The organism is Streptomyces sp. HP-A2021 (assembly GCF_022807935.1).
GTDB lineage: Bacteria > Actinomycetota > Actinomycetes > Streptomycetales > Streptomycetaceae > Streptomyces > Streptomyces afghaniensis.
The window spans coordinates 6,302,482-6,326,436 of the sequence record NZ_CP094344.1 but is presented as its reverse complement, the minus strand read 5'-3'; the positions used below and the strand labels follow the sequence as shown (position 1 = coordinate 6,326,436).

22 protein-coding genes are annotated in these 23,955 nt (G+C 72.0%); 13 read left to right on the top strand and 9 right to left on the bottom strand.

Translation table 11 applies throughout. The features are described 5' to 3' along the window. The first annotated feature begins 27 nt into the window (after window positions 1–27). The 5 genes from MQE23_RS28605 (at window position 28) to rbsD (ending at window position 5,884) form a co-directional block, all read left to right on the top strand. Window positions 28–1,047 carry a LacI family DNA-binding transcriptional regulator gene (locus MQE23_RS28605; RefSeq protein ID WP_020273577.1) on the top strand — a complete coding sequence of 340 codons (1,020 nt, stop codon included), beginning with the start codon at window positions 28–30 and terminating at the stop codon, window positions 1,045–1,047. After that, window positions 1,044–2,582, top strand: coding sequence for a sugar ABC transporter ATP-binding protein (locus MQE23_RS28600; RefSeq protein WP_037670088.1), 1,539 nt, complete (start codon window positions 1,044–1,046; stop codon window positions 2,580–2,582). Before MQE23_RS28605 ends, MQE23_RS28600 begins: the two co-directional genes overlap by 4 nt. Beyond that, window positions 2,572–4,521, top strand: a complete 1,950-nt coding sequence (locus tag MQE23_RS28595; protein ID WP_243380633.1) for a substrate-binding domain-containing protein — start codon at window positions 2,572–2,574, stop codon at window positions 4,519–4,521. The genes MQE23_RS28600 and MQE23_RS28595 overlap by 11 nt, the downstream gene beginning before the upstream one ends. Before the next feature lie 74 nt (window positions 4,522–4,595). Beyond that, window positions 4,596–5,498, top strand: a complete 903-nt coding sequence (locus MQE23_RS28590) for a ribokinase (RefSeq protein WP_243380632.1) — start codon at window positions 4,596–4,598, stop codon at window positions 5,496–5,498. Beyond that, window positions 5,495–5,884 carry a D-ribose pyranase gene (gene rbsD / locus MQE23_RS28585; protein ID WP_020273581.1) on the top strand — a complete coding sequence of 130 codons (390 nt, stop codon included), beginning with the start codon at window positions 5,495–5,497 and terminating at the stop codon, window positions 5,882–5,884. Before MQE23_RS28590 ends, rbsD begins: the two co-directional genes overlap by 4 nt. Window positions 5,885–6,100: 216 nt before the next feature. Here rbsD and MQE23_RS28580 read toward each other — a convergent pair whose 3' ends face one another. After that, the gene (locus tag MQE23_RS28580) at window positions 6,101–6,604 is read right to left on the bottom strand and encodes a GNAT family N-acetyltransferase (protein WP_020273582.1); all 504 of its coding nucleotides are present in this window, start codon (window positions 6,602–6,604) and stop codon (window positions 6,101–6,103) included. 57 nt (window positions 6,605–6,661) lie between these two features. Next, window positions 6,662–7,378, bottom strand: a complete 717-nt coding sequence (locus MQE23_RS28575) for a GNAT family N-acetyltransferase (RefSeq protein WP_020273583.1) — start codon at window positions 7,376–7,378, stop codon at window positions 6,662–6,664. Window positions 7,379–7,464: 86 nt separating this feature from the next. Here MQE23_RS28575 and MQE23_RS28570 point away from each other — a divergent pair, with 86 nt between their 5' ends. Together MQE23_RS28570 and MQE23_RS28565 are read left to right on the top strand one after the other, a co-directional pair. Further along, a complete protein-coding gene (locus MQE23_RS28570) occupies window positions 7,465–8,661 on the top strand; it encodes an AAA family ATPase (RefSeq protein WP_037670090.1) in 1,197 nt (398 codons plus the stop codon). A 13-nt stretch (window positions 8,662–8,674) separates the two neighbouring features. Continuing rightward, a complete protein-coding gene (locus tag MQE23_RS28565; protein ID WP_243380631.1) occupies window positions 8,675–10,294 on the top strand; it encodes a VWA domain-containing protein in 1,620 nt (539 codons plus the stop codon). Window positions 10,295–10,348: 54 nt separating this feature from the next. On the opposite strand, the gene MQE23_RS28560 is transcribed toward MQE23_RS28565, so the two are convergent. From MQE23_RS28560 to MQE23_RS28550, 3 genes are all read right to left on the bottom strand, one after another. Next, entirely contained in the window at window positions 10,349–11,152 is an 804-nt protein-coding gene (locus tag MQE23_RS28560) for a sugar phosphate isomerase/epimerase family protein (protein ID WP_020276736.1), read from the bottom strand. Between the two features lie 44 nt (window positions 11,153–11,196). Further along, entirely contained in the window at window positions 11,197–12,129 is a 933-nt protein-coding gene (locus tag MQE23_RS28555; protein ID WP_243382788.1) for a bifunctional helix-turn-helix transcriptional regulator/GNAT family N-acetyltransferase, read from the bottom strand. A gap of 75 nt (window positions 12,130–12,204) precedes the next feature. Beyond that, window positions 12,205–12,801, bottom strand: a complete 597-nt coding sequence (locus MQE23_RS28550; protein ID WP_020276738.1) for a dihydrofolate reductase family protein — start codon at window positions 12,799–12,801, stop codon at window positions 12,205–12,207. A 150-nt stretch (window positions 12,802–12,951) separates the two neighbouring features. Between MQE23_RS28550 and MQE23_RS28545 the strand changes: the two genes are divergently transcribed. Beyond that, a complete protein-coding gene (locus tag MQE23_RS28545; protein WP_243380630.1) occupies window positions 12,952–13,632 on the top strand; it encodes a methyltransferase domain-containing protein in 681 nt (226 codons plus the stop codon). A gap of 31 nt (window positions 13,633–13,663) precedes the next feature. On the opposite strand, the gene MQE23_RS28540 is transcribed toward MQE23_RS28545, so the two are convergent. Continuing rightward, a complete protein-coding gene (locus tag MQE23_RS28540) occupies window positions 13,664–14,713 on the bottom strand; it encodes a LacI family DNA-binding transcriptional regulator (RefSeq protein WP_037673292.1) in 1,050 nt (349 codons plus the stop codon). Between the two features lie 337 nt (window positions 14,714–15,050). Between MQE23_RS28540 and MQE23_RS28535 the strand changes: the two genes are divergently transcribed. Genes MQE23_RS28535 through MQE23_RS28525 form a run of 3 tightly spaced genes read left to right on the top strand, consistent with a single transcriptional unit; the run spans window position 15,051 to window position 18,210 of the window. Continuing rightward, the gene (locus MQE23_RS28535; protein ID WP_020276741.1) at window positions 15,051–16,202 is read left to right on the top strand and encodes a Gfo/Idh/MocA family oxidoreductase; all 1,152 of its coding nucleotides are present in this window, start codon (window positions 15,051–15,053) and stop codon (window positions 16,200–16,202) included. Beyond that, window positions 16,199–17,368 carry a dihydrodipicolinate synthase family protein gene (locus tag MQE23_RS28530; protein ID WP_020276742.1) on the top strand — a complete coding sequence of 390 codons (1,170 nt, stop codon included), beginning with the start codon at window positions 16,199–16,201 and terminating at the stop codon, window positions 17,366–17,368. The genes MQE23_RS28535 and MQE23_RS28530 overlap by 4 nt, the downstream gene beginning before the upstream one ends. A 44-nt stretch (window positions 17,369–17,412) precedes the next feature. Continuing rightward, on the top strand, window positions 17,413–18,210 hold the full coding sequence (locus MQE23_RS28525; RefSeq protein WP_243382785.1) for a sugar phosphate isomerase/epimerase family protein: 798 nt from the start codon (window positions 17,413–17,415) through the stop codon (window positions 18,208–18,210). A 68-nt stretch (window positions 18,211–18,278) separates the two neighbouring features. Here MQE23_RS28525 and MQE23_RS28520 read toward each other — a convergent pair whose 3' ends face one another. Continuing rightward, window positions 18,279–18,905, bottom strand: coding sequence for a GNAT family protein (locus tag MQE23_RS28520; RefSeq protein WP_243380629.1), 627 nt, complete (start codon window positions 18,903–18,905; stop codon window positions 18,279–18,281). 440 nt (window positions 18,906–19,345) lie between these two features. On the opposite strand from MQE23_RS28520, the gene MQE23_RS28515 reads away from it, so the two are divergent. Together MQE23_RS28515 and MQE23_RS28510 are read left to right on the top strand one after the other, a co-directional pair. Beyond that, window positions 19,346–21,181 carry a glycoside hydrolase family 3 protein gene (locus MQE23_RS28515; RefSeq protein ID WP_243380628.1) on the top strand — a complete coding sequence of 612 codons (1,836 nt, stop codon included), beginning with the start codon at window positions 19,346–19,348 and terminating at the stop codon, window positions 21,179–21,181. A gap of 112 nt (window positions 21,182–21,293) precedes the next feature. Further along, window positions 21,294–21,950, top strand: coding sequence for a hypothetical protein (locus tag MQE23_RS28510; RefSeq protein ID WP_020276746.1), 657 nt, complete (start codon window positions 21,294–21,296; stop codon window positions 21,948–21,950). Window positions 21,951–21,986: 36 nt separating this feature from the next. Here the strand turns inward: MQE23_RS28510 and MQE23_RS28505 are convergent, their stop codons facing one another. Both MQE23_RS28505 and MQE23_RS28500 read right to left on the bottom strand, forming a co-directional pair. Then, window positions 21,987–23,429 (bottom strand): S28 family serine protease, encoded by a 1,443-nt coding sequence (locus tag MQE23_RS28505; protein WP_243380627.1) that lies wholly within the window; start codon window positions 23,427–23,429, stop codon window positions 21,987–21,989. Window positions 23,430–23,525: 96 nt separating this feature from the next. Further along, window positions 23,526–23,918 carry a hypothetical protein gene (locus tag MQE23_RS28500; protein WP_020276748.1) on the bottom strand — a complete coding sequence of 131 codons (393 nt, stop codon included), beginning with the start codon at window positions 23,916–23,918 and terminating at the stop codon, window positions 23,526–23,528. Between the last annotated feature and the right edge of the window lie 37 nt (window positions 23,919–23,955).

The window sequence follows — 23,955 nt, the reverse complement described above, 5'->3', positions numbered from 1 at the left end:
ACTGATCCACAAGGAGGTGGAGCGGCGGTGGCCAGCATCAAGGACGTCGCTGCCGAGGCCGGCGTATCCGTCGCCACGGTCTCGCGCGTCCTGAACGACCACCCGTCGGTCAGCGCCGACGCACGCACGCGCGTGCTGGCCGCCGTCGAGTCCCTGGGCTACCGCCCGAACGCCGTCGCCCGCTCGCTGCGCACCGACCAGACCCACACCCTCGGCCTGGTCATCAGCGACGTACTGAACCCGTACTTCACCGAACTGGCCCGCTCCGTCGAGGAGGAGGCCCGCGCGCTCGGCTACAGCGTCATCATCGGCAACGCCGACGAGCGGCCCGACCTCCAGGACCACCACGTACGCAACCTGCTGGACCGGCGGATCGACGGGCTGCTCGTCTCCCCCACGGACGGCGGCTCGCCGCTGATGCTGGACGCCGTGCGGGCGGGGACGCCCATGGTGTTCGTGGACCGGTGGATCCCGGGCGTGGACGTGCCGGTGGTCCGTGCGGACGGCCGGGCCGCCGTGCGGGATCTCGTGGCGCATCTGTACGGGCTCGGGCACCGGCGGGTCGCGATCATCGCGGGTCCGGCGGCGACCACGACCGGACGCGAGCGCGTGGAGGTCTTCAGGGAGGCTCTCCAGGAGCACGGGCTCGACCTCCCCGAGGCCTACACGGGCCAGGGCGACTTCCAGGCCGAGAGCGGGCGGCGGGTCACCGAGGGCTTCCTCGACCTGGCCGAACCGCCCGAGGTCGTGTTCGCCGCGGACAACCTGATGGCGCTCGGCGCGCTGGACGCCGTACGCGCGCGTGGACTGCGGGTTCCCGACGACATCGCGCTGGCCGCGTTCGACGACATCCGCTGGTTCGTGCACACCGACCCGCCGGTCACCGCGATCGCCCAGCCCACGGGCGAGCTGGGCCGGGCCGCCGTACGGGCCCTGGTCGACCGCATCGAGGGGCGGCCCGGCGAGTCCGTCACCCTCCCCGCCCGTCTCGTCGTACGCCGCTCGTGCGGCGAGTCCCCCTCCCCAGTGCAAAGGAGCACGACGTGAGCAACCCGGACGAGTTGCTGCGCATCGAGGGCATACGCAAGACCTTCCCGGGTGTGGTCGCGCTGGACGGCGTCGACTTCGACCTGCGCCGGGGCGAGGTGCATGTGCTGCTCGGTGAGAACGGCGCGGGCAAGAGCACCCTCATCAAGATGCTCTCCGGCGCCTACACGCCCGACGCCGGGCGGATCCTGGTCGGCGGCGAGGAGGTGCGCATCCAGGGTGCGCAGGACTCCGAGCGGCTCGGGATCGCGACCATCTACCAGGAGTTCAACCTCGTTCCGGACCTGACGGTCGCCGAGAACATCTTCCTGGGGCGGCAGCCGCGCCGGTTCGGGGTGATCGACCGGAAGCGGATGGAGGCCGACGCCGAGGTCCTCCTCGCGCGCGTGGGTGTGAACGTGTCGCCCCGCGCGCGGGTGCGCGAACTCGGCATCGCGCGCCTGCAGATGGTCGAGATCGCCAAGGCGCTCAGCCTCGACGCGCGCGTGCTCATCATGGACGAGCCGACCGCCGTGCTCACCTCCGAGGAGGTCGAGAAGCTCTTCGCGATCGCGCGCACGCTGCGAGAGGACGGCGTCGGGATCGTGTTCATCACACATCACCTGGAGGAGATCGCCGCCCTCGGTGACCGGGTGACGGTCATCCGGGACGGCAGGAGCGTCGGGCAGGTCCCGGCCTCCACTCCGGAGGACGAGCTCGTACGGCTCATGGTGGGGCGGTCGATCGAGCAGCAGTATCCGCGCGAGCGGGCCGACCGCGGTGCCGCCTTGCTGTCCGTCGAGGGACTCACCCGGGACGGTGTCTTCCACGACGTCAGCTTCGAGGTGCACGCCGGTGAGGTGGTCGGCATCGCGGGGCTGGTGGGCGCCGGCCGTACGGAGGTCGTACGGGCCGTGTTCGGGGCGGACCCGTACGACAAGGGGGCCGTGAAGGTCGCCGGTTCCGGCGTCCCCAAGTACGACGTCAACGCGGCGATGACCGCGGGCATCGGGCTCGTCCCCGAGGACCGCAAGGGCCAGGGCCTGGTGCTGGACGCGTCGGTCGAGGAGAACCTCGGTCTGGTGACGCTGCGCTCGGCCACCCGGGCGGGGCTCGTCGACCTCAAGGGGCAGCGCGAGGCCGCCGAGCGGATCGCGGGGCAGCTCGGTGTGCGGATGGCGGGCCTCGGCCAGCACGTGCGCACGCTCTCCGGCGGCAACCAGCAGAAGGTCGTCATCGGCAAGTGGCTGCTCGCCGACACCAAGGTGCTGATCCTCGACGAGCCGACGCGCGGTATCGACGTCGGCGCCAAGGTCGAGATCTACCAGCTGGTCAACGAACTCACCGCGGCCGGAGCCGCCGTCCTGATGATCTCCAGCGACCTGCCCGAGGTGCTCGGCATGAGCGACCGGGTCCTGGTGATGGCGCAGGGCCGGATCGCCGGCGAACTCTCCGCCGACGAGGCGACCCAGGACGCCGTGATGGCACTCGCCGTCAGCACTCCGACGACCACGACCACGATCACGACCGGAACGGAGGCCGCCCGTGGCCACTGACACGCTCAAGAGCACGACGGGCGCGGGTGGCGCCTCGGGCGGCCTGCGCCGTCTCCTGCTCGACAACGGCGCGCTCACCGCGCTCATCGTCCTCGTCGTCGCGATGTCGGCGCTGTCCGGCGACTTCCTGACGACCGACAACCTCCTGAACGTCGGCGTACAGGCGGCCGTCACCGCCATCCTCGCCTTCGGCGTCACCTTCGTGATCGTCTCGGCGGGCATCGACCTGTCGGTCGGCTCGGTCGCCGCGCTGTCGGCCACGGTCCTCGCGTGGAGCGCCACCTCGGCGGGCGTCCCCGTGTTCCTCGCCGTCCTGCTCGCCCTTGCGACCGGTATCGCGTGCGGCCTGGTCAACGGCATCCTGATCTCCTACGGCAAGCTGCCGCCGTTCATCGCGACGCTGGCCATGCTGTCGGTGGCCCGCGGTCTGCTGCTGGTCATCTCCGAGGGCTCGCCGATCGCCTTCCCCGACTCGGTCTCCCGCCTGGGCGACGCGCTCGGCGGCTGGCTGCCGGTGCCGGTGCTCGTCATGGTCGTGATGGGCCTCATCGCCGCGTTCGTGCTCGGCCGGACGTACATCGGCCGCTCCATGTACGCGATCGGCGGCAACGAGGAGGCCGCGCGGCTGTCCGGCCTGCGCGTGAAGAAGCAGAAGCTCGCGATCTACGCCTTCTCGGGCGTCTTCGCCGCCGTCGCCGGTGTCGTGCTCGCCGCTCGGCTGTCCTCCGCACAGCCCCAGGCCGCCGACGGCTACGAACTGGACGCGATCGCCGCGGTCGTCATCGGCGGCGCCTCCCTCGCGGGCGGCACCGGCAAGGCGTCCGGCACGCTCATCGGCGCGCTGATCCTCGCCGTGCTGCGCAACGGGCTGAACCTGCTGAACGTGTCGGCGTTCTGGCAGCAGGTCGTCATCGGCGTCGTCATCGCGCTGGCGGTGCTGCTGGACACGGCCCGCCGCAAGGCCGGGGTGACCCCGGTCGCGGGCGGCGCGGGCGGCGGCAAGGGCAAGCAGGCGACGACGTACGCGCTCGCGGCCGTGGTCACCGTCGCGATCGTCGGCGCCACCTCCTTCCTGCACAACGGCTCCTCCTCGGCGAGCACCCCGAAGATGGGACTGTCGCTGTCCACCCTCAACAACCCCTTCTTCGTGCAGATCCGGGCGGGCGCCCAGGCCGAGGCGAAGAAGCTGGGCGTGGACCTGACCGTCACGGACGCCCAGAACGACGCCTCCCAGCAGGCCAACCAGCTCCAGAACTTCACCAGTTCCGGACTCGGCGCGATCATCGTCAACCCGGTCGACTCGGACGCGGCGGGCAACTCCGTGAAGGCCGCCGACCAGGCGAAGATCCCGGTCATCGCCGTCGACCGCGGCGTCAACAACGCCAGGACCGACACCCTCGTCGCCTCCGACAACGTCACCGGCGGCGAACTCGCCGCGAAGACCATCGCCGACAAGCTGGGCGGCAAGGGCAAGATCGTGATCCTCCAGGGCCAGGCCGGCACCTCCGCCGCCCGCGAACGCGCCCAGGGCTTCGCCAACGGGCTCAAGGCCTACCCGGGCATCCAGGTCGTCGCCCAGCAGCCGGCCGACTTCGACCGCACCAAGGGCCTCGACGTGATGTCGAACCTGCTCCAGGCCCACCCGGACGTCCAGGGCGTCATCGCCGCCAACGACGAGATGGCGCTCGGCGCGATCAAGGCCCTGGGCTCCAAGGCCGGCAAGTCGGTCTCCGTGGTCGGCTTCGACGGCACGCCTGACGGACTGAAGGCGGTCGAGGGCGGCACGCTGTACGCGTCCGTGGCGCAGCAGCCGTCCCAGCTCGGGAAGATCGCCGTGGACAACGCCCTGAAGGCATTCCAGGGCAAGAAGGTCGAGGAGACGGTGAAGGTGCCGGTGAAGGTGGTCACGAAGGAGAACGTGGCCGGGTTCAGCGGCTGACATCGGGGAACGGCGGGCGGTCATCCACTCCTGGTGGGGCCGCCCGCCCATGTCACTCACTTGGGGAGAAACTCATGTACGACTACGACCTCCTGGTCGTGGGGTCGGCCAACGCCGACCTGGTGATCGGTGTCGAGCGCCGGCCCGGTGCCGGCGAGACCGTGCTCGGCTCCGACCTGGCCGTCCACCCGGGCGGCAAGGGCGCGAACCAGGCGGTCGCGGCCGCCCGGCTCGGAGCCCGTACGGCTCTGCTGGCCCGGGTCGGCGACGACGCGTACGGACGGCTGCTGCTGGACTCGCAGCGCTCGGCCGGCGTGGACACGGTGGGTGTCCTGGTGGGCGGCGCGCCGACCGGGGTCGCGCTGATCACGGTCGACCCGTCCGGGGACAACAGCATCGTGGTCTCGCCGGGTGCGAACGGCCGGCTGGCCCCGGACGACGTCAGCGCCGCAGGGAGCCTCTTCCACGCCTCCCGGGTGGTCTCGGCGCAGCTGGAGATCCCGCTGGAGACGGTGGTGAAGGTCGTACGGAACCTGGCGCCGGAGAGCCGTTTCGTGCTGAATCCCTCGCCGCCGCGCCCGCTTCCGCAGGAGGTGCTGGCGGCGTGCGATCCGCTGATCGTCAACGAGCACGAGGCGAAGGTGATCCTGGGCTCGGCCGCCGTGGGCGACAGCCCGGAGGACTGGGCGCGCATCCTGCTCGCGAAGGGACCGCGGTCGGTGGTGGTGACGCTGGGCGCGGAGGGCGCGCTGGTCGCCTCCGCGCAGGGCGTCACCCGGGTGCCGTCCGTGAAGGTGAGCGCCGTGGACACGACCGGCGCGGGTGACGCGTTCACCGCCGCGCTGGCCTTCCGGCTGGGGGCCGGTGAGTCCCTCGCGGAGGCGGCCGCGTACGCGGCGCGGGTCGGGGCGGTGACCGTGACGAAGGAGGGCGCGCAGGCGTCCTTCCCCACGGCGGCGGAGGTCGCTGCGCAGTGAAGAAGGCCGGAATACTGAACCGTCACCTCGCCGGTGCGCTGGCCGAGCTAGGCCACGGCGACGGGGTGCTGGTGTGCGACGCGGGCATGCCCGTTCCCGACGGCCCGCGGGTGGTGGACCTGGCCTTCCGGGCCGGGGTGCCGGCGTTCGCGGAGGTGCTGGAGGGGCTGCTGGCCGAGCTGGTCGTCGAGGGGGCGACGGCGGCGGAGGAGGTACGGGAAGCGAACCGGGAGGCTTCGGAGCTCCTGGACGGGCACTTCCCGTCGCTGGAGCTGGTGTCGCACGAGCGGCTCAAGGAACTGTCGGCCCGGGCCCGGCTGATCGTCCGCACGGGCGAGGCACGGCCGTACGCGAACGTGCTGCTGCGCTGCGGCGTCTTCTTCTGAGACCCCGGATGAGACCCGGAAAGGCCGGAAAGGCCCGAAAAGGTTTCGAGGGGGCCCGGTCCGTCGACCGGGCCCCCTCGGCTTTTCCCCTCCCGTCAGGAACCCCCGCGATCCCCCCAGATCCCCCTCCAGAAGTCCTGACACCAAGTACGACCCGCGAGGGGCGGGAAGGGTTGCACGGCAAAGTAAGAAATTCTTGCCGGATTCTCGGAAAGATCACCGCGCCGGCCGGGTCAGCACGCGGGTGAGACCGCCGTCGTCCTCCTCGACGTCCCTGACGTGCGCGAATCCGATCCGGCCGAGCAGGCGCAGGGAGGCCTCGTTCTGCGCGGCGACGGTGGCGTGCACCTCGGTCAGCCCGAGTGTGTCCAAGCCGTACCTGACGAGCGCCTCCGCCAGCTCCGTCCCGAGCCCGCTGCCCCAGGCCTCCGGGGCCAGGGCGTAGACGATCTCGTGACCGTCGACCGCGTCCGTCCGCTTGATCTCCGCGTGCCCGACCAGTCGCCCACCGCGCCGGACCGCCCACACGTCGAACAGGTCCCGGGCGTAGACCTTGGTGAAGATCCGCCCGAACAGGGCCCGGTCGTCCGCCTCGGCGGCGGGGCCGTCACCCATCCACCGGGAGACCCTGGTGTCCTGGAACAGGGCGACGAAGTCCTCTTCGTCCTCCGGGGTGTAGGCGTCGAGGAGCAGGCGGGCGGTGCGCAGGGTCGGGGGCATGGGGGGTGACGCTAGCCATGCGGACAGTGGGGGTGCAACGCACTTTCCGCGGGAGCGTCACGGGGTGCGGAAGCCGCGGAACGTCACGCGCTTCCGGCTGGTGAAGCCGAGTCGTTCGTAGAGGGCGATCGCTTCGGTGTTCGTGTCCGCCACGTGCAGGAAGGGGCGTTGGCCCTGGGCCAGGATGCGGGTGACGAGGGCGGTGACCAGGCGGAGGGCGTGGCCTCGCCCGCGTGCCTCGGGGTCCGTGCAGACGGCGCTGATCTCGGTCCATCCGGGAGGCCGGAGCCGCTCGCCCGCCATGGCGACCAGCCTGCCGCCGTCGCGGACGCCGAGGTAGGTGCCGAGGTCGCGGGTGCGCGGCCAGAACGGCCCGGGTCTGGTTCGTGCGGCCAGGTCGAGCATCTCGGGCACATCGGCTTCGCCGAGTTCGACCACGTCGGTGCCGCCGGTCGCGGCACGGGCCTGAGCGGGCCGGCTGCCGGCGGGCCAGATCATCTGGCGGCCTTCGAGGACGAAGACCGGCTCCCAGTCCGGCGGCGGGGTCGCCGGGCAGCTGAACATGTCGGCGAACGCGTCCCGGCCGAGGAGCCGTGCGAGATCGGCCCAGTCCGCCGCGTTCGCTTCGGCGGGTACCGCCGAGAAGGTCGCGACCCCCGGCAGGTAGGTGGCGGCCCGGCCGGCCCGGCGGCCGAGCTCCGCGTGGCGGCCTCGAAGCGACTCGCCCACCGGGTCGTCGAGTGCCGTGGTGTCACCGCTGTCGCCGTTCGTCATCGTGGACCAGGCTACCGTTCATTTCATCGTAGGTTCGGGTCACAGGGCCCGTCTCGTCGGATCAACACGGTGTCGCAGGAAAGGAGTTGAACGTGGACGCGCAGGACACCGCCAGGCGGCTGCGGAGGATCGGCGACGAGATGTCGGAGCGGTTCTACGAGCGGGCCGATGTCGTGCGGACGCTGGTGGTGGCGCTGCTGGCCGGGCAGCACTCGCTGGTGCTCGGTCCGCCCGGGACCGCGAAGTCCGAGATGGCGCGGGAGCTCACGGGCCGGATCGAGGACGCGGCCTACTGGGAGATCCTGCTGTCGAAGTTCACCGCGCCGACGAGGATGTTCGGCCCCATCGACGTCGCCGCGCTGGCCCGGGGCGAGTACCGCCAGGTCTACGACGGCCGCGCCACCACCGCGCACGTCGCGTTCATCGACGAGATCTTCAAGTGCTCCACGGCTGCGCTGAACGAGACGCTGGGTTACCTCAACGAGCGGCTCTACCACCCCGAGAACGGCGGCGAGCCGATCCGCTGCCCTCTCATCGGGGCCATCACGGCGAGCAACGAACTGCCGAGTGAGGACGACGCGGCGGCGATCTACGACCGGCTGCTGGTACGGATCGAGGTGGGATACCTGGAGAACCCCTCGAACTTCGCCGCGCTCGTACGGTCCGCCGTCCGGCAGCCGGCGGCACCGGTCAGGACCACCGTCGAACTGGCCGCGTTGCAGCACGCCGTGCGCGAAGCCGTTCCGGCCGTGGACGTCCCGGACGCGATCGTGGACGCGGTGTGCACGCTGCGCGCCGCCCTGCGCCGCAGGGAACTCGTCGCCTCCGACCGCCGCTGGCGGCAGGCGGTGGGGCTGCTCCAGGCCTCCGCGTACCTCGACGGCCGCCCGGCGGTCGACGAGACCGACCTGTCGATGCTGACGCACGTGCTGTGGGACTCCCCCGCCGACCGGCCCACCGTCGAGCGCGAGGTGCTGCACCTGGTCAACCCCGACGCCAAGGAGGCGCTCGACCTGGCCGACGCCATCGACGAACTGGAGGCGCAGCTCGACGCCATGGCCGGGCAGTCCCGCGAGGCGCTGAGCGACTGGGTCATCAAGAAGGCCCACCACAAGCTCGCCACGGCGGGCAAGCGGCTGGAGAAGCTGCGCGCGGAGGCGGTGGCGGCCGGTCGCTCCACCGCCGCCATCGACCGGGTCACCGGCCGCCAGCGCGCCGTCCGCGCCCGGGTTCTCACCGAGGCCCTCGGCATGGACGCGAGCATGGTGCAGGCGCAGCTCTGAATCCGGGGGGACCGTGGAGGGGGCTTCGAGCGGGCCGGACGAGCTGGCGAGCCTGGCCGGGAAGTGGCTGAGGTTGTCCTCCGCCGTGCCCGCGCGGCACACCGCGGCCGTGGTCGCGGACCGGTTCGACCGGATGACCTGGCGCGACACCTACGAGCAGTCGGCCGCACTGCGCGAGCTGGCCCGGGAGCTGGCCGCGCGCCACGACCACGCCACGGACCTCCTGACCGACGTGTTCCTGGCGGCCTACAAGGCCGGCCCGCGGTTGCGCGAGCCCGCCGAGATGGATCCCTCCCGGCTGGTCGACCACCAGGTCGTCACCGCACTCGTGGAGTCACGTGGGTTCACCGAGCTGCGCCGGGAGACGGCGGGTGACCCCTACGCCGCCGCCATGGCCGTACTCGCCCAGGCCACCGCACTGCGGGGGCTGCTGGAGCGCACCCGCGAGGCCCGGGAACGGGCCGGGCGGGCGGGGCAGGGGCAGCAGGACGCCGAAGAGGCGGCGTCCGCCGTGGCCGAGGCGCTGCGGCAGGCCGCCGAGGAGGCCGGTGAGGCCGGCACCGTGCCGGCTCCGTCCGCCGACGCCGTACGACAGGCGGTCGAGACCGCCGAAGCCGCCGAGGCCGCCGCGCGGCAGGCCGCCCAGGACGCCGCGCGGGCCCTCGGGGCGACGGCCCCCGCTGTCCGGGCCGGTGCGCGGAACGCGGCGGCGCAGGCGGCCGAGGCCGTGCGGCAGGAGTCCGCTCTGCTGCGGGCGTGGGGCGTCGGTCCCGGGGAGCTGGAACGGATGCCGTTCGACCAGCGCGCCCGGCTCGCCGAGCGGCTGCGCACCGGCCGGCTCGCGCAGTGGGCCGAGCTGATCGGCCGCTTCCGGCAGATGGCCAGGGGCGAGCGCGCCCGCAAGGTGGAGAACGCCACCGGGGAACTGGTCGGCGTCACGCTCGGCGACGACCTCTCCCGGGTCATCCCCTCCGAGCTGGCGGGCCTCGGTGTGCCCGAACTGCGCGCGGTGTTCGCCGTGCGCTACGCCGCCGGTGAGCTGATGCTCTACGACAGCCAGGGGGAGCAGGCCACCGGCCGGGGCGCGGTCATCGCGTGCGTGGACACCTCGCACTCGATGTACGAGGCCGGGCCCGGCGGGATCACCCGGGAGGCGTGGGCCAAGGGGTGTGCCCTGGCGCTGCTGGACCAGGCCCGCGAGGCGGGGCGTGACTTCGTCGGCATCCTGTTCTCCGCCCCCGGCAGGATCCAGGTCTTCCGCTTCCCGGCCGGCCGGTCCGCCGGGACGGACCGGGTCCTCGACTTCGCGGAGACCTTCCTCGGCGGCGGCACCAGCTACCAGACGCCGCTGTCGGCGGCCGGAGAGCTGCTGGAGGAGGAGTTCGACGACACCGCCCGCGGGCGCGGCGACATCGTGATGATCACCGACGACGACTGCGGCGTCACCGAGGAGTGGATGCGCGGCTGGAACGACGCCAAGCGCCGGCTCGGCTTCCGGGTGTTCGGCCTGGTCGTCGGCGCCCCGCGCGTCGGCGAGGCCGGCTCGGTGCTGGAGGCGCTGTGCGACAACCTCCGCTCCGTGGAGGACCTCACCGACGTCCATGCCGCCGCCGACCTGTTCCGCGTGATCTGACCGCACCGGACTGCCGCCATCCCGGACTCCCGGGCGTCGGCGTGCCGCGCCCCGTCACGCCGAGTCGTTGAGGAGTCGGCTCAGGTGCTCGCGGCCCGGGCCCAGCAGGCCGGGCAGTTCGGGGGCCGACTCGTACCAGCGCTTCTCGTACTCCCAGCAGAGCCAGCCGTCCCAGCCGTGGCGGGAGAGGACCTCCACGCACTCGGCCAGCGGCAGGACGCCCTCGCCGAGGGGCAGCGGGGTCGTGTCCTCGGCGGAGGCGATGTCCTTGACCTGGACGTAGCCGAGGTGCGGGGAGAGGGCCGCGTAGGTCTCCGAGGGCTGTTCGCCGCCCAGCCAGGTGTGCATCACGTCCCACAGCGCGCCCACCTGGCGGTGGCCGACCAGCCCGAGGACGCGCATGGCGTCGGCGGCGGTGCGGTGCGAGTCGTGGGTCTCCAGGAGGATGCGGACGCCCAGGTCGTTCGCGTACTCGGCGGCCGTGCCCAGCCGCCGGGCGGCCGTCGCGTCGGCCTCCTCGGGGGTCTGGAGGTCCAGGTCGCCGCCGGGGAAGACCCGGATGTACGGGGCGCCGAGGTCACGGGCCAGGTCGAGGAGGGAGCGGATCTCGGCCAGGACGGGCTCGTCGTCGCCCGGGGCGGCGACCCGCGCGTAGCCCGCCAGGCCCAGGATCTCTACGCCCGACCCCTTGAACTCGGCCGCGACATCGGCCCGTTCGGCGGAACCGAGGCCGGGGTGGACCGGTTCCTCGGGGTGGGCGCGCAGCTCCACGCCGTGGTAGCCGTGCGCGGTCGCGAGGCGCAGGACGTCGGGCAGGGGCAGGCCGGGGACACCGAGGGTGGAGAACGCCAGCTTCATGTGGACGGACCCTACCCGGCACCCCTGCCGGCGACTCCCCTTGGTCACTCGGGTGTTGCGAGAAGATCCAGTCGCCAGTCCTGGCCGACCAGGTCCTGGCCGAAGGAGCGGTGCGGTTTCTCCGCGACCAGCACGAAGCCGTGGCGCTGGTAGATGCGTCGGGCCGCGGCGAGGATGTCGTTGGTCCACAGGACGACCTCGCGGTAGCCGGCCTCGCGCGCGAAGGCGACGACGGCCCCGACCAGCCGGTCCCCGATGCCCAGGCCGCGCGCGTCCGGCTCGACGAGCAGCAACCGGAGCCGGGCGGCCCCCGGCGCGTCGTCCCGAACGACCATGACGCACCCCACCGGCCGGCCGTCCAGCCCGGCGATCCACGTCCGCTCCAGATGCGGGTCGTGGTCCTCGGCGTACTCGGCGACGATCCGGGCGACCAGGCCCTCGTAGTCGAGGTTGAAGCCGTACTCGGCGGCGTACAGGGCGGCGTTGCGCTGCACGATCCAGCCGAGGTCGCCGGGGGCGGGCTCGCGCAGGACGACGTCCTCGGGGCGTGGCGCCCGGCCCTCTCCCAGGATCGTCCGGACGGTCCGCAGCGCATCGGCCAGTCGCGGCCGGTCCTCGGCGCGCACGGTGTCCAGCATCGCCCCGACCGTCTCGCGCGCCCGCTCGTCGAGGAGCGCGGCGGCCTCCCGGCCGCGTTCGGTGAGGGTGACACTGCGGCGGCGCGGATCCGTCTCGGACGGACCGCGCTCGACCAGGCCGTCCTCCTCGAACTTGTTCAGGATGCGGCTCAGGTACCCGGCGTCCAGGTGCAGCTGGGTCCGCAGGTCGGCGGCGTCCGTGCGCGGCGCGTGCGCGAGTTCGTAGAGCACGCGGGACTCGGTGAGGGTGTAGGGCGCGTAGAGGTGACGGCCGTAGTCCAGCGCGCCGATGACGTTCGTGTAGAAGCGGTTGAAGGAGCGGATGTCCTGGACGGTCATGGCCACGACCCCCGATGTTTGACTCAGTCAGAGATTCCCGTCGGGGTCGAGCCTAGACGTCCAGGACCTCCGGTACTAGCCCCCGGTGGCGGGCCGGTAGACGCACACCTGCGTGCCGGTCTTCGCGGTGGTCGTCGAGACCAGCTCCATCGGCCGCTTGCCGCCGTCGTCGGGAAAGATCGTCTTGCCGCCGCCCAGCAGCACCGGCATGACGATGAGCTGGAGCTCGTCGACCAGGCCCTCGGACAGGAGGGTGCGCACGAGCGTCGGGCTGCCCATCATCGCGAGGTCGCCACCCTCGGCCTCGTGCAGCTCCCGGATGCGGGCGACGGCCTGGTCGCCGGGGATGAGTGAGGAGTTGTTCCAGGTGAGGTCGGCCTCGCCGAGGGTGCTGGAGACGACGTACTTCTTCAGCGCGTTCATCCGGTCGGCGAACGGGTCCCCGGCCCGCTCGGGCCAGGCGCCCGCCATCGTCTGCCACGTACGCCGCCCGAACAGCAGCGCCTCGGCCCGGGCGAGCCCCGCGTCGAAGGCACCGCCCAGCACCTCCTCGTCGAAGTACGGGTGCGACCACCCACCGTGCGCGAACCCGCCGTCGGTGTCCTCCTGCGGCCCGCCCGGGGCCTGCACGACGCCGTCCAGGCTGATGAACTCGGTGATCACGATGCGCATGGGACTCACTCCGTTTTTCTCGTCAGTGCGATGACGGCACTGCAGACCCGGGTACGACACGAAACTCATCGCCGGCAGGGTCCGTACGTCACGTCACGCCCGCGGCGAACACCCCCTCGCGGCCGACGGAAGGGGATTAGCGTCCGGGACATGGTGTCCTCGAAGGTGACGGCCGTATACGACGAACACGCCGATTGGTACAACGAGTTCATGTCACCGACCGGCGAGGGCGACTACATCCGCCGTGTCCACGCCACCCTCGGCGACCTGCTCGGGCCCGGCGACGGAAGCACCTGCCTCGACGTCTGCTGCGGCACCGGCGCCCACGCGTCCCCCGTCGCCGGCCTCGGCTGGACGCCCGTCGGCGTGGACCTCTCCCGCAACCAGCTCCGCCACGCCGCCCACCGCCTGCCGGTGGCCGTCGCCGACGCGACCGCCCTGCCCCTGGCCGACGGCTCGGTGCCGGCCGCGGTGTGCGTCCTGGCCAGCACGGACGTGCCCGACTACCCGGCCGTACTCCGCGAGATCGCCCGCGTGCTGACCCCCGGCGGCCGCTTCGTCCATCTGGGAGTGCACCCGTGCTTCGTCGGCGCCTTCGCCGACCGCACAGACGCGTCGAGGACGGTCGTCGACTCCCGCTACAGCGACCGCTCCCGCACCTTCGCCTCCTGGAACGCCACGGGCGTCCGCGCCCGCCTCGGCGCCTGGCACGTCCCGCTGTCCGACCTGCTCAACGGGGCCGCGACAGCGGGGCTGCGCATCGAGCGGACGGCGGAGGCGGGGCCGGACGGGGTGCCGGATCTGTTCGGGTTCCTCGGGGTGAAGGCGTAGTTCCCCGTGTGCAGGGGCAGCGGCGCCGAGGTCAGGAGACCCGCGGCACCCCCGAAGACCCCCGCACCATCAACTCCCCCCGCACCGACGCGATCCCCCCGGGCGGCGCCTCCTCGCGCCCCATCGCGATCCGCCCGGCCCGCGCGCCGGCCTCCGCCAACGGCAGCCGCACGGTCGTCAGCGCAGGCACCGCGTCGATGCTGAACGGCAGATCGTCGAACCCGGCCACCGACACGTCCTCCGGAATCCGCAGCCCGGAGTCCCGCAGCGCCGCACACGCCCCGAGCGCGACGGAGTCGTTCGCCGCGACGACCGCCGTCAGCGACGGGTCGCGCCGCAGCAGTTCCAGCGTCGCCTCGTAGCCGGACCGCCGGTCGTACCGCCCGTGCACCGTCCACCGAGGGTCCTCCTCGATGCCGTGCGCGGCGAGTGCGGCCCGGTGCCCCTCCAGCCGGTGCCGGGTCGTCGTCCGTTCCTCCGGGCCCGCGATGTAGCCGAGCCGCCGGTGTCCGAGCCCGATCAGGTGCTCGGTGAGCTTCTGCCCGCCCCCACGGTTGTCGAAGGTCAGCGCGATCGCCCCGGTCTCCGGCGCCGGCGGCCGCCCGCACAGCACCACCCGCGTCCCGGCGTCCGCGAGCTTGCGCACCTTCGTGTCCATCGCCGCCTGGTGCGCCGCGTCCTCGATCGCCCCGCCGGTCAGCACCACGGCCGCCGCCCGCTGCCGCTGCAACAGCGTGAGATACGTCAGCTCCCGCTCGGGAGAGCCCCCCGTGTTGCAGACCACCGCGAGCCGCTCCCCGCCCGCGCGACCGCCCGGCCCGCCGATCTCGGCCTGGATCGCGCTCGCCATGATCCCGAAGAACGGGTCGGCGATGTCGTTCACCAGGATCCCGACCAGGTCGGAGGTGGCCGCGGCCAGGGCGCTAGCGGGCCCGTTGAGCACGTAGTCCAGCTCGTCCACGGCCTTCAGCACCCGATCCCGGGTGGATGCGGCCACGGGGTAGTTCCCGTTCAGCACGCGCGACACCGTCGCGGGCGAGACCTGCGCGCGGGCCGCCACGTCCGCCAGGGTCACCGTCATCTCGTCGTCCTCCGGTCGCGCATCTAGTCGTCCGCCCTCGTACACATACAGAGTCGCCCTCGTACACATACAGACCTGTGGCCTTGGTTCCTACAGACCTGCGGCCTTCGTTCCGTTGGAACCGACGCCCTGGCTCCCATGAACCCATGGCCATGGTTCCGAGCAGACCTTAAGCCCCCGACCCCGGGTTGTTCGCCCCCTCGAACAACTCGTCCTGGTCACGGTCTTGTCCGGACCGCGGTTCAGAGGCTAGCTTCTTCATGTATAGAAAGCGCTTGCTGTACCGCTCACCAGTTCGGGCGTACGCGGCGCGACGACCGCGTACGAAGGGAACGACGTGACACGCAAGACGGTGCGGATCGCCATGAACGGCGTGACCGGGCGCATGGGCTACCGCCAGCACCTGGTCCGCTCCATCCTCGCCCTCCGTGAGCAGGGCGGCCTCGACCTCGGCGACGGCACCGTGCTGTGGCCCGAGCCGATCCTGGTCGGCCGCCGTGAGCACGCGCTCAAGGCGCTGGCCGAGCAGCACGGGCTGGAACACGTCTCGACCGACCTGGACGCGGTCCTCGCCGACGAGACCGTGGACATCTACTTCGACTCCCAGGTCACCTCCGCCCGCGAGGAGGCCCTCAAGAAGGCCATCGCGGCCGGCAAGCACATCTACACCGAGAAGCCCACGGCCACCGGCCTCGACGGCGCCCTGGCCCTCGCCCGGCTGGCGAACGAGGCCGGCATCAAGCACGGCGTCGTCCAGGACAAGCTCTTCCTCCCCGGCCTGCTCAAGCTGAAGCGCCTCATCGACGGCGGCTTCTTCGGCCGGATCCTGTCCGTGCGCGGCGAGTTCGGCTACTGGGTCTTCGAGGGCGACTGGCAGGCAGCCCAGCGCCCGTCCTGGAACTACCGGGCCGAGGACGGCGGCGGCATCGTCGTCGACATGTTCCCGCACTGGGAGTACGTCCTGCACGAGCTGTTCGGCCGCGTGAAGTCCGTCCAGGCCATCGCCACCACGCACATCCCCCAGCGCTGGGACGAGAACGGCAAGCCCTACGACGCCACCGCCGACGACGCCGCGTACGGCATCTTCGAGCTGGAGGGCGGCGCGATCGCCCAGATCAACTCCAGCTGGGCCGTGCGCGTCAACCGCGACGAGCTCGTCGAGTTCCAGGTCGACGGCACCGAAGGGTCGGCCGTCGCCGGCCTGCGCAACTGCCGCGTCCAGCACCGCTCGGCCACGCCCAAGCCGGTCTGGAACCCGGACATCCCCGCCACCGAGGTCTTCCGCGACCAGTGGCAGGAGATCCCGGACAACGCCGAGTTCGACAACGGCTTCAAGGCGCAGTGGGAGCTGTTCCTCAAGCACGTCTACGCCGACGCCCCCTACCACTGGGACCTGCTGGCCGGCGCCCGTGGTGTCCAGCTCGCCGAGCTGGGCCTGAAGTCCTCGGCCGAGGGCCGCCGTATCGACGTTCCGGAGATCCAGCCGTGACCATCCGACTCCCGGACAGCAACGGGGCGTCGCGGACCTACGAGCCGCGCACCGAACCGCTCCCGGTGACGCCCGGCACGCCCTTCACCTCCCGCACGGTCTACTCGGCGGCGCACGTCGTCGCCGACCCGTACGCGGACATCTCGCCCGACTCCCCCGCCGCGGTCGACTGGGACGCCACCCTGGCCTTCCGCCGGCACCTGTGGTCGCACGGGCTGGGCGTCGCCGAGGCGATGGACACCGCCCAGCGCGGCATGGGTCTTGACTGGGCGGGCGCGGCGGAGCTGATCCGCCGGTCGGCCGCGGAGGCGAAGTCGGTCGGCGGCCTGATCGCCTGCGGCGTGGGCACCGACCAGCTGTCGGCCACCGAGATCGGCTACCCGTACAGCCTGGCCGAGATCCGTGCCGCGTACGAGGAGCAGCTCGCGGTCGTCGAGGAGTCGGGCGCGCGGGCGATCCTGATGGCCTCCCGGGCCCTGGCGGCGGTCGCCAAGGGGCCGGAGGACTATCTGGAGGTCTACGGCCACCTGCTGCGCCAGGCGTCCGAGCCGGTGATCCTGCACTGGCTCGGCCCGATGTTCGACCCGGCGCTGGAGGGCTACTGGGGCGCGACGGACCTGGACGCCGCCACCCGCACCTTCCTGGACGTCATCGCCGCCCACCCGGACAAGGTCGACGGCATCAAGGTCTCGCTGCTGGACGCGCAGCGCGAGATCGACATCCGCCGCCGCCTGCCGCAGGGCGTGCGCTGCTACACGGGCGACGACTTCAACTACCCCGAGCTGATCGCCGGCGACGACCAGGGCTTCAGCCACGCCCTGCTGGGCATCTTCGACCCGCTGGGCCCGCTGGCGGCGGAGGCGGTCCGGGTCCTCGACACGGGGAACACGCAGGGCTTCCGCGACCTGCTGGACCCCACGGTCGGACTCTCCCGGCACCTCTTCCAGACCCCGACCCGCTTCTACAAGACGGGCGTGGTGTTCCTGGCCTGGCTGGCCGGCCACCAGTCCCACTTCACGATGGTCGGCGGCCTCCAGTCGGCCCGTTCGCTGCCGCACTTCGCGAAGGCGTACGAACTCGCCGACGGTCTGGGCCTGTTCCCCGACCCGAAGCTGGCGGAGGAGCGGATGAAGACGCTGCTGAGTGTGTACGGAGTGGACCAGTGAGCACCGCGGAGCCAGGACGCCTGGAGCGCTTCTCCATCAACCAGATGACGGTGAAGCAGCTGTCGATGCCGGAACTGGTCGCATCCTGCGGCGAGTTGGGCATCACGAACGTGGGATTGTGGCGCGAGCCGGTGCAGACCTACGGGCTGGAGGCCACGGCCAAGCTGGTCCGGGACGCGGGCCTGACGGTGACAACGCTGTGCCGGGGCGGCTTCTTCACGGCGATCGACCCGCAGGAGCGCGCTGAGGCACTGGCCGACAACCGCCGGGCGATCGGCGAGGCGGCGACGCTGGGCACCGACACGCTGGTCCTGGTCTCGGGCGGGCTCCCGGCGGGCTCGAAGGACCTGCACGGGGCCCGCGAACGCATCGCGGACGCCCTGTCGGAACTGGGCCCCTACGCGGAGCGGCACGGCGTCCGCCTGGCCATCGAGCCGCTGCACCCGATGTACGCCTCCGACCGCTGTGTGGTGTCGACGCTGGCCCAGGCCCTGGACCTGGCCGAACGCTTCCCGGCACACCAGGTCGGGGTCACGGTCGACACGTACCACATCTGGTGGGACGACACGGCTCCCGCGCAGATCGCCCGGGCGGGTGCGGGCGGCCGGATCCACACCTTCCAGCTCGCCGACTGGACGACTCCGCTCCCTCAGGGCGTGCTGACCGGCCGGGGCCAGATCGGTGACGGCTCGATCGACATGCGGGAGTGGCAGCGGTACGTGGAGGCCGCGGGTTACACCGGTGCCATCGAGGTCGAGCTGTTCAACGACGGGCTGTGGGCGAGGGACGGACGGGAGGTGCTGGCCGAGACGGCGGCGAGGTTCGTCGAGCACACCTCGTGAGTCGCGCCCACCTCGCGAGTCGCGCACACCTGTGATCCGTCACGGTCGTAGGCCACGCCCCCGCCGGCCTACGACCGTGCGAGGAACCCGTTCACCCGTTCCTCCAGCCGCATTCGGCACCGCGGCCATTCCGGTGCCGTCACCGAGAAGATCGCGGAGTCGCGCAGCCGCCCTTCCTCACCGGGGGCCCACGACCGGGACCAGTTGCGCAGCACGCCCTCGAAGCGGGCGCCCACGCTCTCGATGGCCGCGCGGGAACGGCTGTTGCGGGCATCGGTCTTCAGGTCCACGCGCGAGACGCCCCACTCCTCGAAGGCGTGCCGGAAGAGGAGGAGCTTCGCCTCGGCGTTCACACCCGTGCCCTGGGCGGAACGGGCGAGCCAGGTGAAGCCGACCTCGACCGCGTCGAGTCGGTCGTCCGAGAGCCAGGAACGTGGTTCCCAGTACGCCGTGGCGCCGACCGCTCGTCCCGTGGCCGTGGAGATCTGCGCGTAGGGCGCGAGCCGTCCCGTCGCCGCGCGGGCGAGTTGCGCGTCGATGTAGGCACCCACCTCGTCGGCACCCGGTACCCAGGTGAAGGCGTAGGTCTCCCGATCCTCAGTCGCCGTCGCCAGCTCGGCGGCGTGCCGGTGACCCAAGGGCTCCAGGCGGACGAGGGCACCCTCCAGCACGGGTCCTTCCAGTGCGAAGCTCACGCGGGCAAGTCTTCCGTACGCGGCCCGGGCCGTCGAACGAAATACCCGGTACCCGCAGCCGGGTGCTCGGCGAGCAGTGGCCGGAAGGCGCGGCTCATCCGCCCCGTCGACCCCTGGTTCACCCCCCGTACCGACTTCGGAAATCCGGCCCGAGCCGGGAACCCGGCCCGGACTCCCGTCGTCCAATCGCAGGCCGCCGGAGAGTCACCACGGTGCGGTGTCGGCCCTCGCTGCTGGCTGCGATCGCTGACCACCCTCTCCGCCGTACCGCGGCCGGCGGCACCCGCCGCCATCGGCGCGTCCCCCTCCAACCGCGCCGGTGGCGGCCCCTGTGCGGTTAGTGTGCGTTCCCTTGACTGGCAGAAACTTCCCGGTTATTGGTGACCTTCTGGAAGTTTCCTTCAGCGGATCCCAGCGGATCACCTCCGGAAGGAGCGCACGTGCACGACACCGGCACGGGAAGCACGGGAAACACCGCACAGCCCTCCAGACGCACCGTCCTCGCCGCCACGGCCGGCGCCGCCGGTGCCCTCGCGACCGCCGGGCCTTCGCACGCGGCCGGCGCCCCGGACGACAAGCAACTCCGCGCCCTCGTCTCGCGCATGACGCTGGAGGAGAAGGTCGGCCAGCTCTTCGTGATGCGGGTGTACGGCCACTCCGCCACCACCCCCGACCAGGCCGACGTCGACGCCAACCTGAAGGAGATCGGGGTCCGTACGGCCGCCGAGCTCGTCGCGAAGTACCGGGTCGGCGGCATCATCTACTTCGCCTGGGCGCACAACACCCGCGAGCCACATCAGATCGCCGATCTGTCCAACGGCATCCAGCGGGCCTCCCTGGAACTGCCGCGCGGACTGCCCGTGATCGTCTCCACCGACCAGGAGCACGGGATCGTCGCCCGGGTGGGCAGGCCCGCGACGCTGTTCCCGGGCGCCATGGCCGTCGGCGCGGGCGGCTCGCGGTCCGATGCCCGGACGCTGGGGCGGATCGCGGGGCGTGAGCTGCGGGCGATGGGCATCCGGCAGGACTACTCCCCCGTGGCCGACGTGAACGTCAATCCGGCCAACCCGGTCATCGGCGTACGGTCCTTCGGCGCCGACCCGCGGGCGGTGGCCGCGCTGGTGGCCGCCGAGGTCGCCGGGTACCAGGGGTCCGGGGTGGCGGCGACCGCCAAGCACTTCCCCGGGCACGGGGACACCAACGTCGACAGCCACACCGGCTTCCCGACCATCACGCACAGCCGGGAGCTGTGGGAGAAGCTGGACGCACCGCCGTTCCGGGCGGCGATCGCCGCGGGCATCGACTCCATCATGACCGCGCACCTGATGGTCCCGGCCCTCGACGACTCCGGCGACCCGGCCACCCTCTCCCGCCCGATCCTCACCGGCATTCTGCGTGAACGGCTCGGCTACGACGGGGTCGTGGTGACGGACTCCCTCGGCATGGAGGGCGTGCGGACCAAGTACGGCGACGACCGGGTGCCGGTGCTCGCGCTGAAGGCGGGCGTGGACCAGCTCCTCAACCCGCCGGACCTGGACCTCGCCTGGCACGCGGTCCTGGATGCCGTGCGCGGCGGCGAGCTGACCGAGGCACGGCTCGACGAGTCGGTCCTGCGGATCCTGCGGCTGAAGACGAAGCTGGGCCTGTTCCGTGCGCCGTACGTCAGTCAGGGCGGTGTCGACCGCACCGTCGGTACCCGGGCGCACCTGGCGGCGGCCGACCGGATCGCCGAGCGGACGACCACCCTGCTCGTCAACGAGGGGCGGCTGCTGCCGCTGTCCCGGCGGCGGTACCCCAAGCTGCTGGTGGTCGGGGCGGATCCTGCCTCGCCGTCGGGGACGACCGGGCCGCCGACCGGGGTGCTCGCCGCCGCGCTGACCGGGCTCGGGTTCACCGCCACCGCCCTGTCGACAGGGACGTCCCCGTCCGCGGCGACCATCGCCCGGGCGGTCGCGGCGGCGCGGGACGCGGACGCGGTGGTGGCGGCGACGTACAACGTCACGGCGGGCAGCGGCCAGAAGACGCTGGTCGACCAGCTCGTGGCGACGGGGAAGCCGGTCGTGGCGGTCGCGATCCGCAATCCGTACGACGTGGCCCAGCTGCCCTCCGTCCCGGCGTGCCTCGCCGCGTACTCCTGGACCGACGTCGAACTGCGGGCCGCCGCACGGGTGATCGCGGGACGGGTGGAGCCACGCGGCACACTCCCCGTGCCGGTGCAGCGGGCGGATGATCCGGAGCAGGTGCTGTACCCGATCGGGTACGGGCTGACGTACTAGACGTACGCCATGGACCGGGCGCACCACCCCCAACGTGCGCAAACCGCCCCATGTGCCTGGCGTGCGCCCCCGCACCGGGCCACGCTGTGCCAAGGCACTCGGGGGGACGGCAATGCGCGAGACACGTTCGGCGGGGGTGGTGTGGGGGCTGCTGGTGCTGGCCGGTGTGCTGTTGACCGGGTGCCAGAGTCCCCCGTCGGGTGTCGCGGAGGACGGCCGGCTGGGCGGGCCTGCCTCGGCGTCGGCCGCCGGCGGGTCGCCGCCGGTGACCCGGCCGTCCGGGTACGGGGCGGTGTTCCTCGCGGTCGACGAGTGCAGTTCGTTCGGCACGACGAGCTTCACCGAGGTGCCGTGCGCCGGTGAGCGGGCGGCGGCCCGGGTCGTGGCGCGGCACGACGGCACGGTCCGGGACGGGCCGCGCTGCCCGGCGACCACGGACTTCGTGCTGCACATCAGCGAGCAGCGGCCCTCGTCCGACGAGGACGGCGACGGGGCGGTGCCGCAGGGCTACGCCTGTATGCGCAACCTCCAGCCGCCGCACCCGGGCGACCCGGGCGGCGGGGGCGGGCCGCGCACCATCGTCGGGGACTGCGTCTACAGCTCCGGCGACGGGCAGGTCCGCGAGGCCGCGTGTGACGGGAAGGGCGGGCAGGAGCCGGAGTTCAAGGTGACCGAGGCCGTCGAAAGGCGCGCCGACTGCCCCGTCTCGACCGCCCTGTACGTCCGGCTGGGCGGCGACCGGCCCGTGGGGTGCGCCCGGCCGCTGTGAGCAGCCGGGCGCGGCAACACGGAGGAACCACCGGCCTTACGGCCGCAGCGTCATCTCACGCTGCGGGTCCCGCTTGTCCAGCTTGGCGTCGAACTTCGCCAGCGGCTTCGCCGCCGCCGGGTCGGCCTGCACCGCGCTGGAGGCGACACCGGCCCAGTCGAGGATGCGGGCGGTGGCGAGGGTCTTCTGCTCGGGCACGAGACCCGCGACGTTGGCGCCGTGGTTCATGCCGGGGGCGGTCATGACGTAGGAGTCCTTCGCGCCCTTGCCGACGCGGAAGGGCTCCGCGCCCCACGGGTCGTTCTGGCCGTAGACGAACAGCATCTGCCGGGCGTTGTGCCGGACCCAGGTGTCCACGTCCCGCATCGCCGACGGCTGGAACTTCATCGGGATGTCACGCGGGACGAAGTTCCGCGGCGGCTGGTAGCCGTAGCGGATGTACTTCTTCTCGATGTGCGGGAAGTGGATCGTCGGCGCGCCGAGCTGCGTGCCGGCCTGGTAGTAGTACGGCGTGTAGGTCGTCAGGCCCTGGTCGGCGTAGGCGGAGAAGCCGGCGATCGTGTCGACGGAGTCCCAGATCTCGTCGTCGGTGGCGTTCTTCGCGTCGGCGGGGATCTGGTCGCAGTCCTTCAGCAGGCTGTACTGCCAGAAGCCCCACACGTAGTCGAGGACAGTCGCCTCGTAGGCCTTGTCCAGGCTGCCGATGGTCTCGAAGGTGAGGTCGTTCTCCTTCGCGTAGGCCGCGTACTTCTTCTCCAGCGGCGCGCGGCGCACCAGCGCCTCGCGCTGCACGCCGTTCAGCCGGTCGCGGCACTCCTTGGTGCCGACGCCCGCGAAGAAGCGGTCGTAGGCCGAGTCCTCCTTGTTGACGACGTCGTTGGGGGCGACGTAGGCGACGACGCCGTCCATGTCGCGCGGGTAGAAGCGCTCGTAGTAGGTGGCGGTCATGCCGCCCTTCGAGCCGCCCGTGGAGATCCAGTTCTTGCCGTAGATGCCCTTCAGGGCCTTGAAGACGCGGTGCTGGTCGCTGGCCGCCTGCCAGATGTCCAGCTTGGACCAGTCGGCCGGGGCGGGGCGGGACGGCGTGAAGAAGCGGTACTCCAGGGAGACCTGGTTGCCGTCGACGATCTGGGTCGGCTCGCTGCGGCGGGGCGTCGTCGAGACGTTGTAGCCGCTGGTGAAGAAGACCGTCGGGCGGGAGACGTCCTTGTGCAGCACGGTGATGCGCTGCTGGAACGTGCCCTTCGACGGCCTGCGGTGGTCGACCGGCTGCGTGTAGTTCAGGACGAAGAAGCGGTAGCCGGTGTACGGCTTCTCCTCGACCAGGCTCATGCCCGGTATGGAGAGCAGCCTTTCCTTGATGTCAGTGGTGCTGTCGGTGCCGGTGGCCTCCGGCTCGGCGGCGGTGGCCGCTCCGGCCGTGCTCAACGTGCCTATGAGCACCGTGAGCGCCAGCAGCCATCTGAGCGCCTTGCGCATGCGCACTCCCCTGTGAGACAGATGTGCGCCGGAAGCTAGCGGATCAACTCGCCCCAGCACCAGGGGACATGGGGATAACCCTCTATGCGCCGGGCGTCAGCACAGGATCCAGCCGGAGCTGACCGAGCCCTGCCCCACCCTGCCCTTCAGCCATACGCAGCGGCGGCCGGCGTGCACCATCACCGGGCCGGCGTGGTAGGCGAACCGGCCCTCGTCGACGACCGGGCGGCTGCCGCGCGCCTGCACGCTCACCGACATCTTCCGTTTCACGCCGGGCTTCCTGGTGACGGTGACGGCGCAGACGTAGCCGCCGCGCTTGTAGACGAGCACGGTTCCGGTGGAGAAGGGCAGGGTGCGGACCTTGCGGCCGGGACAGGATGCGGAAGCGGCGGCCTGCGCCTCGCCCGGCGCCGCGACGGCCAGCAGGCCGGAGGCGGTCAGCACGGCCAGGCCGAGCGCGAACCGCCGGCGTATCGCTCCACTGTCCACTGTCGTCCTCCCGTACCGCGTCGTCCGCGACCATCGG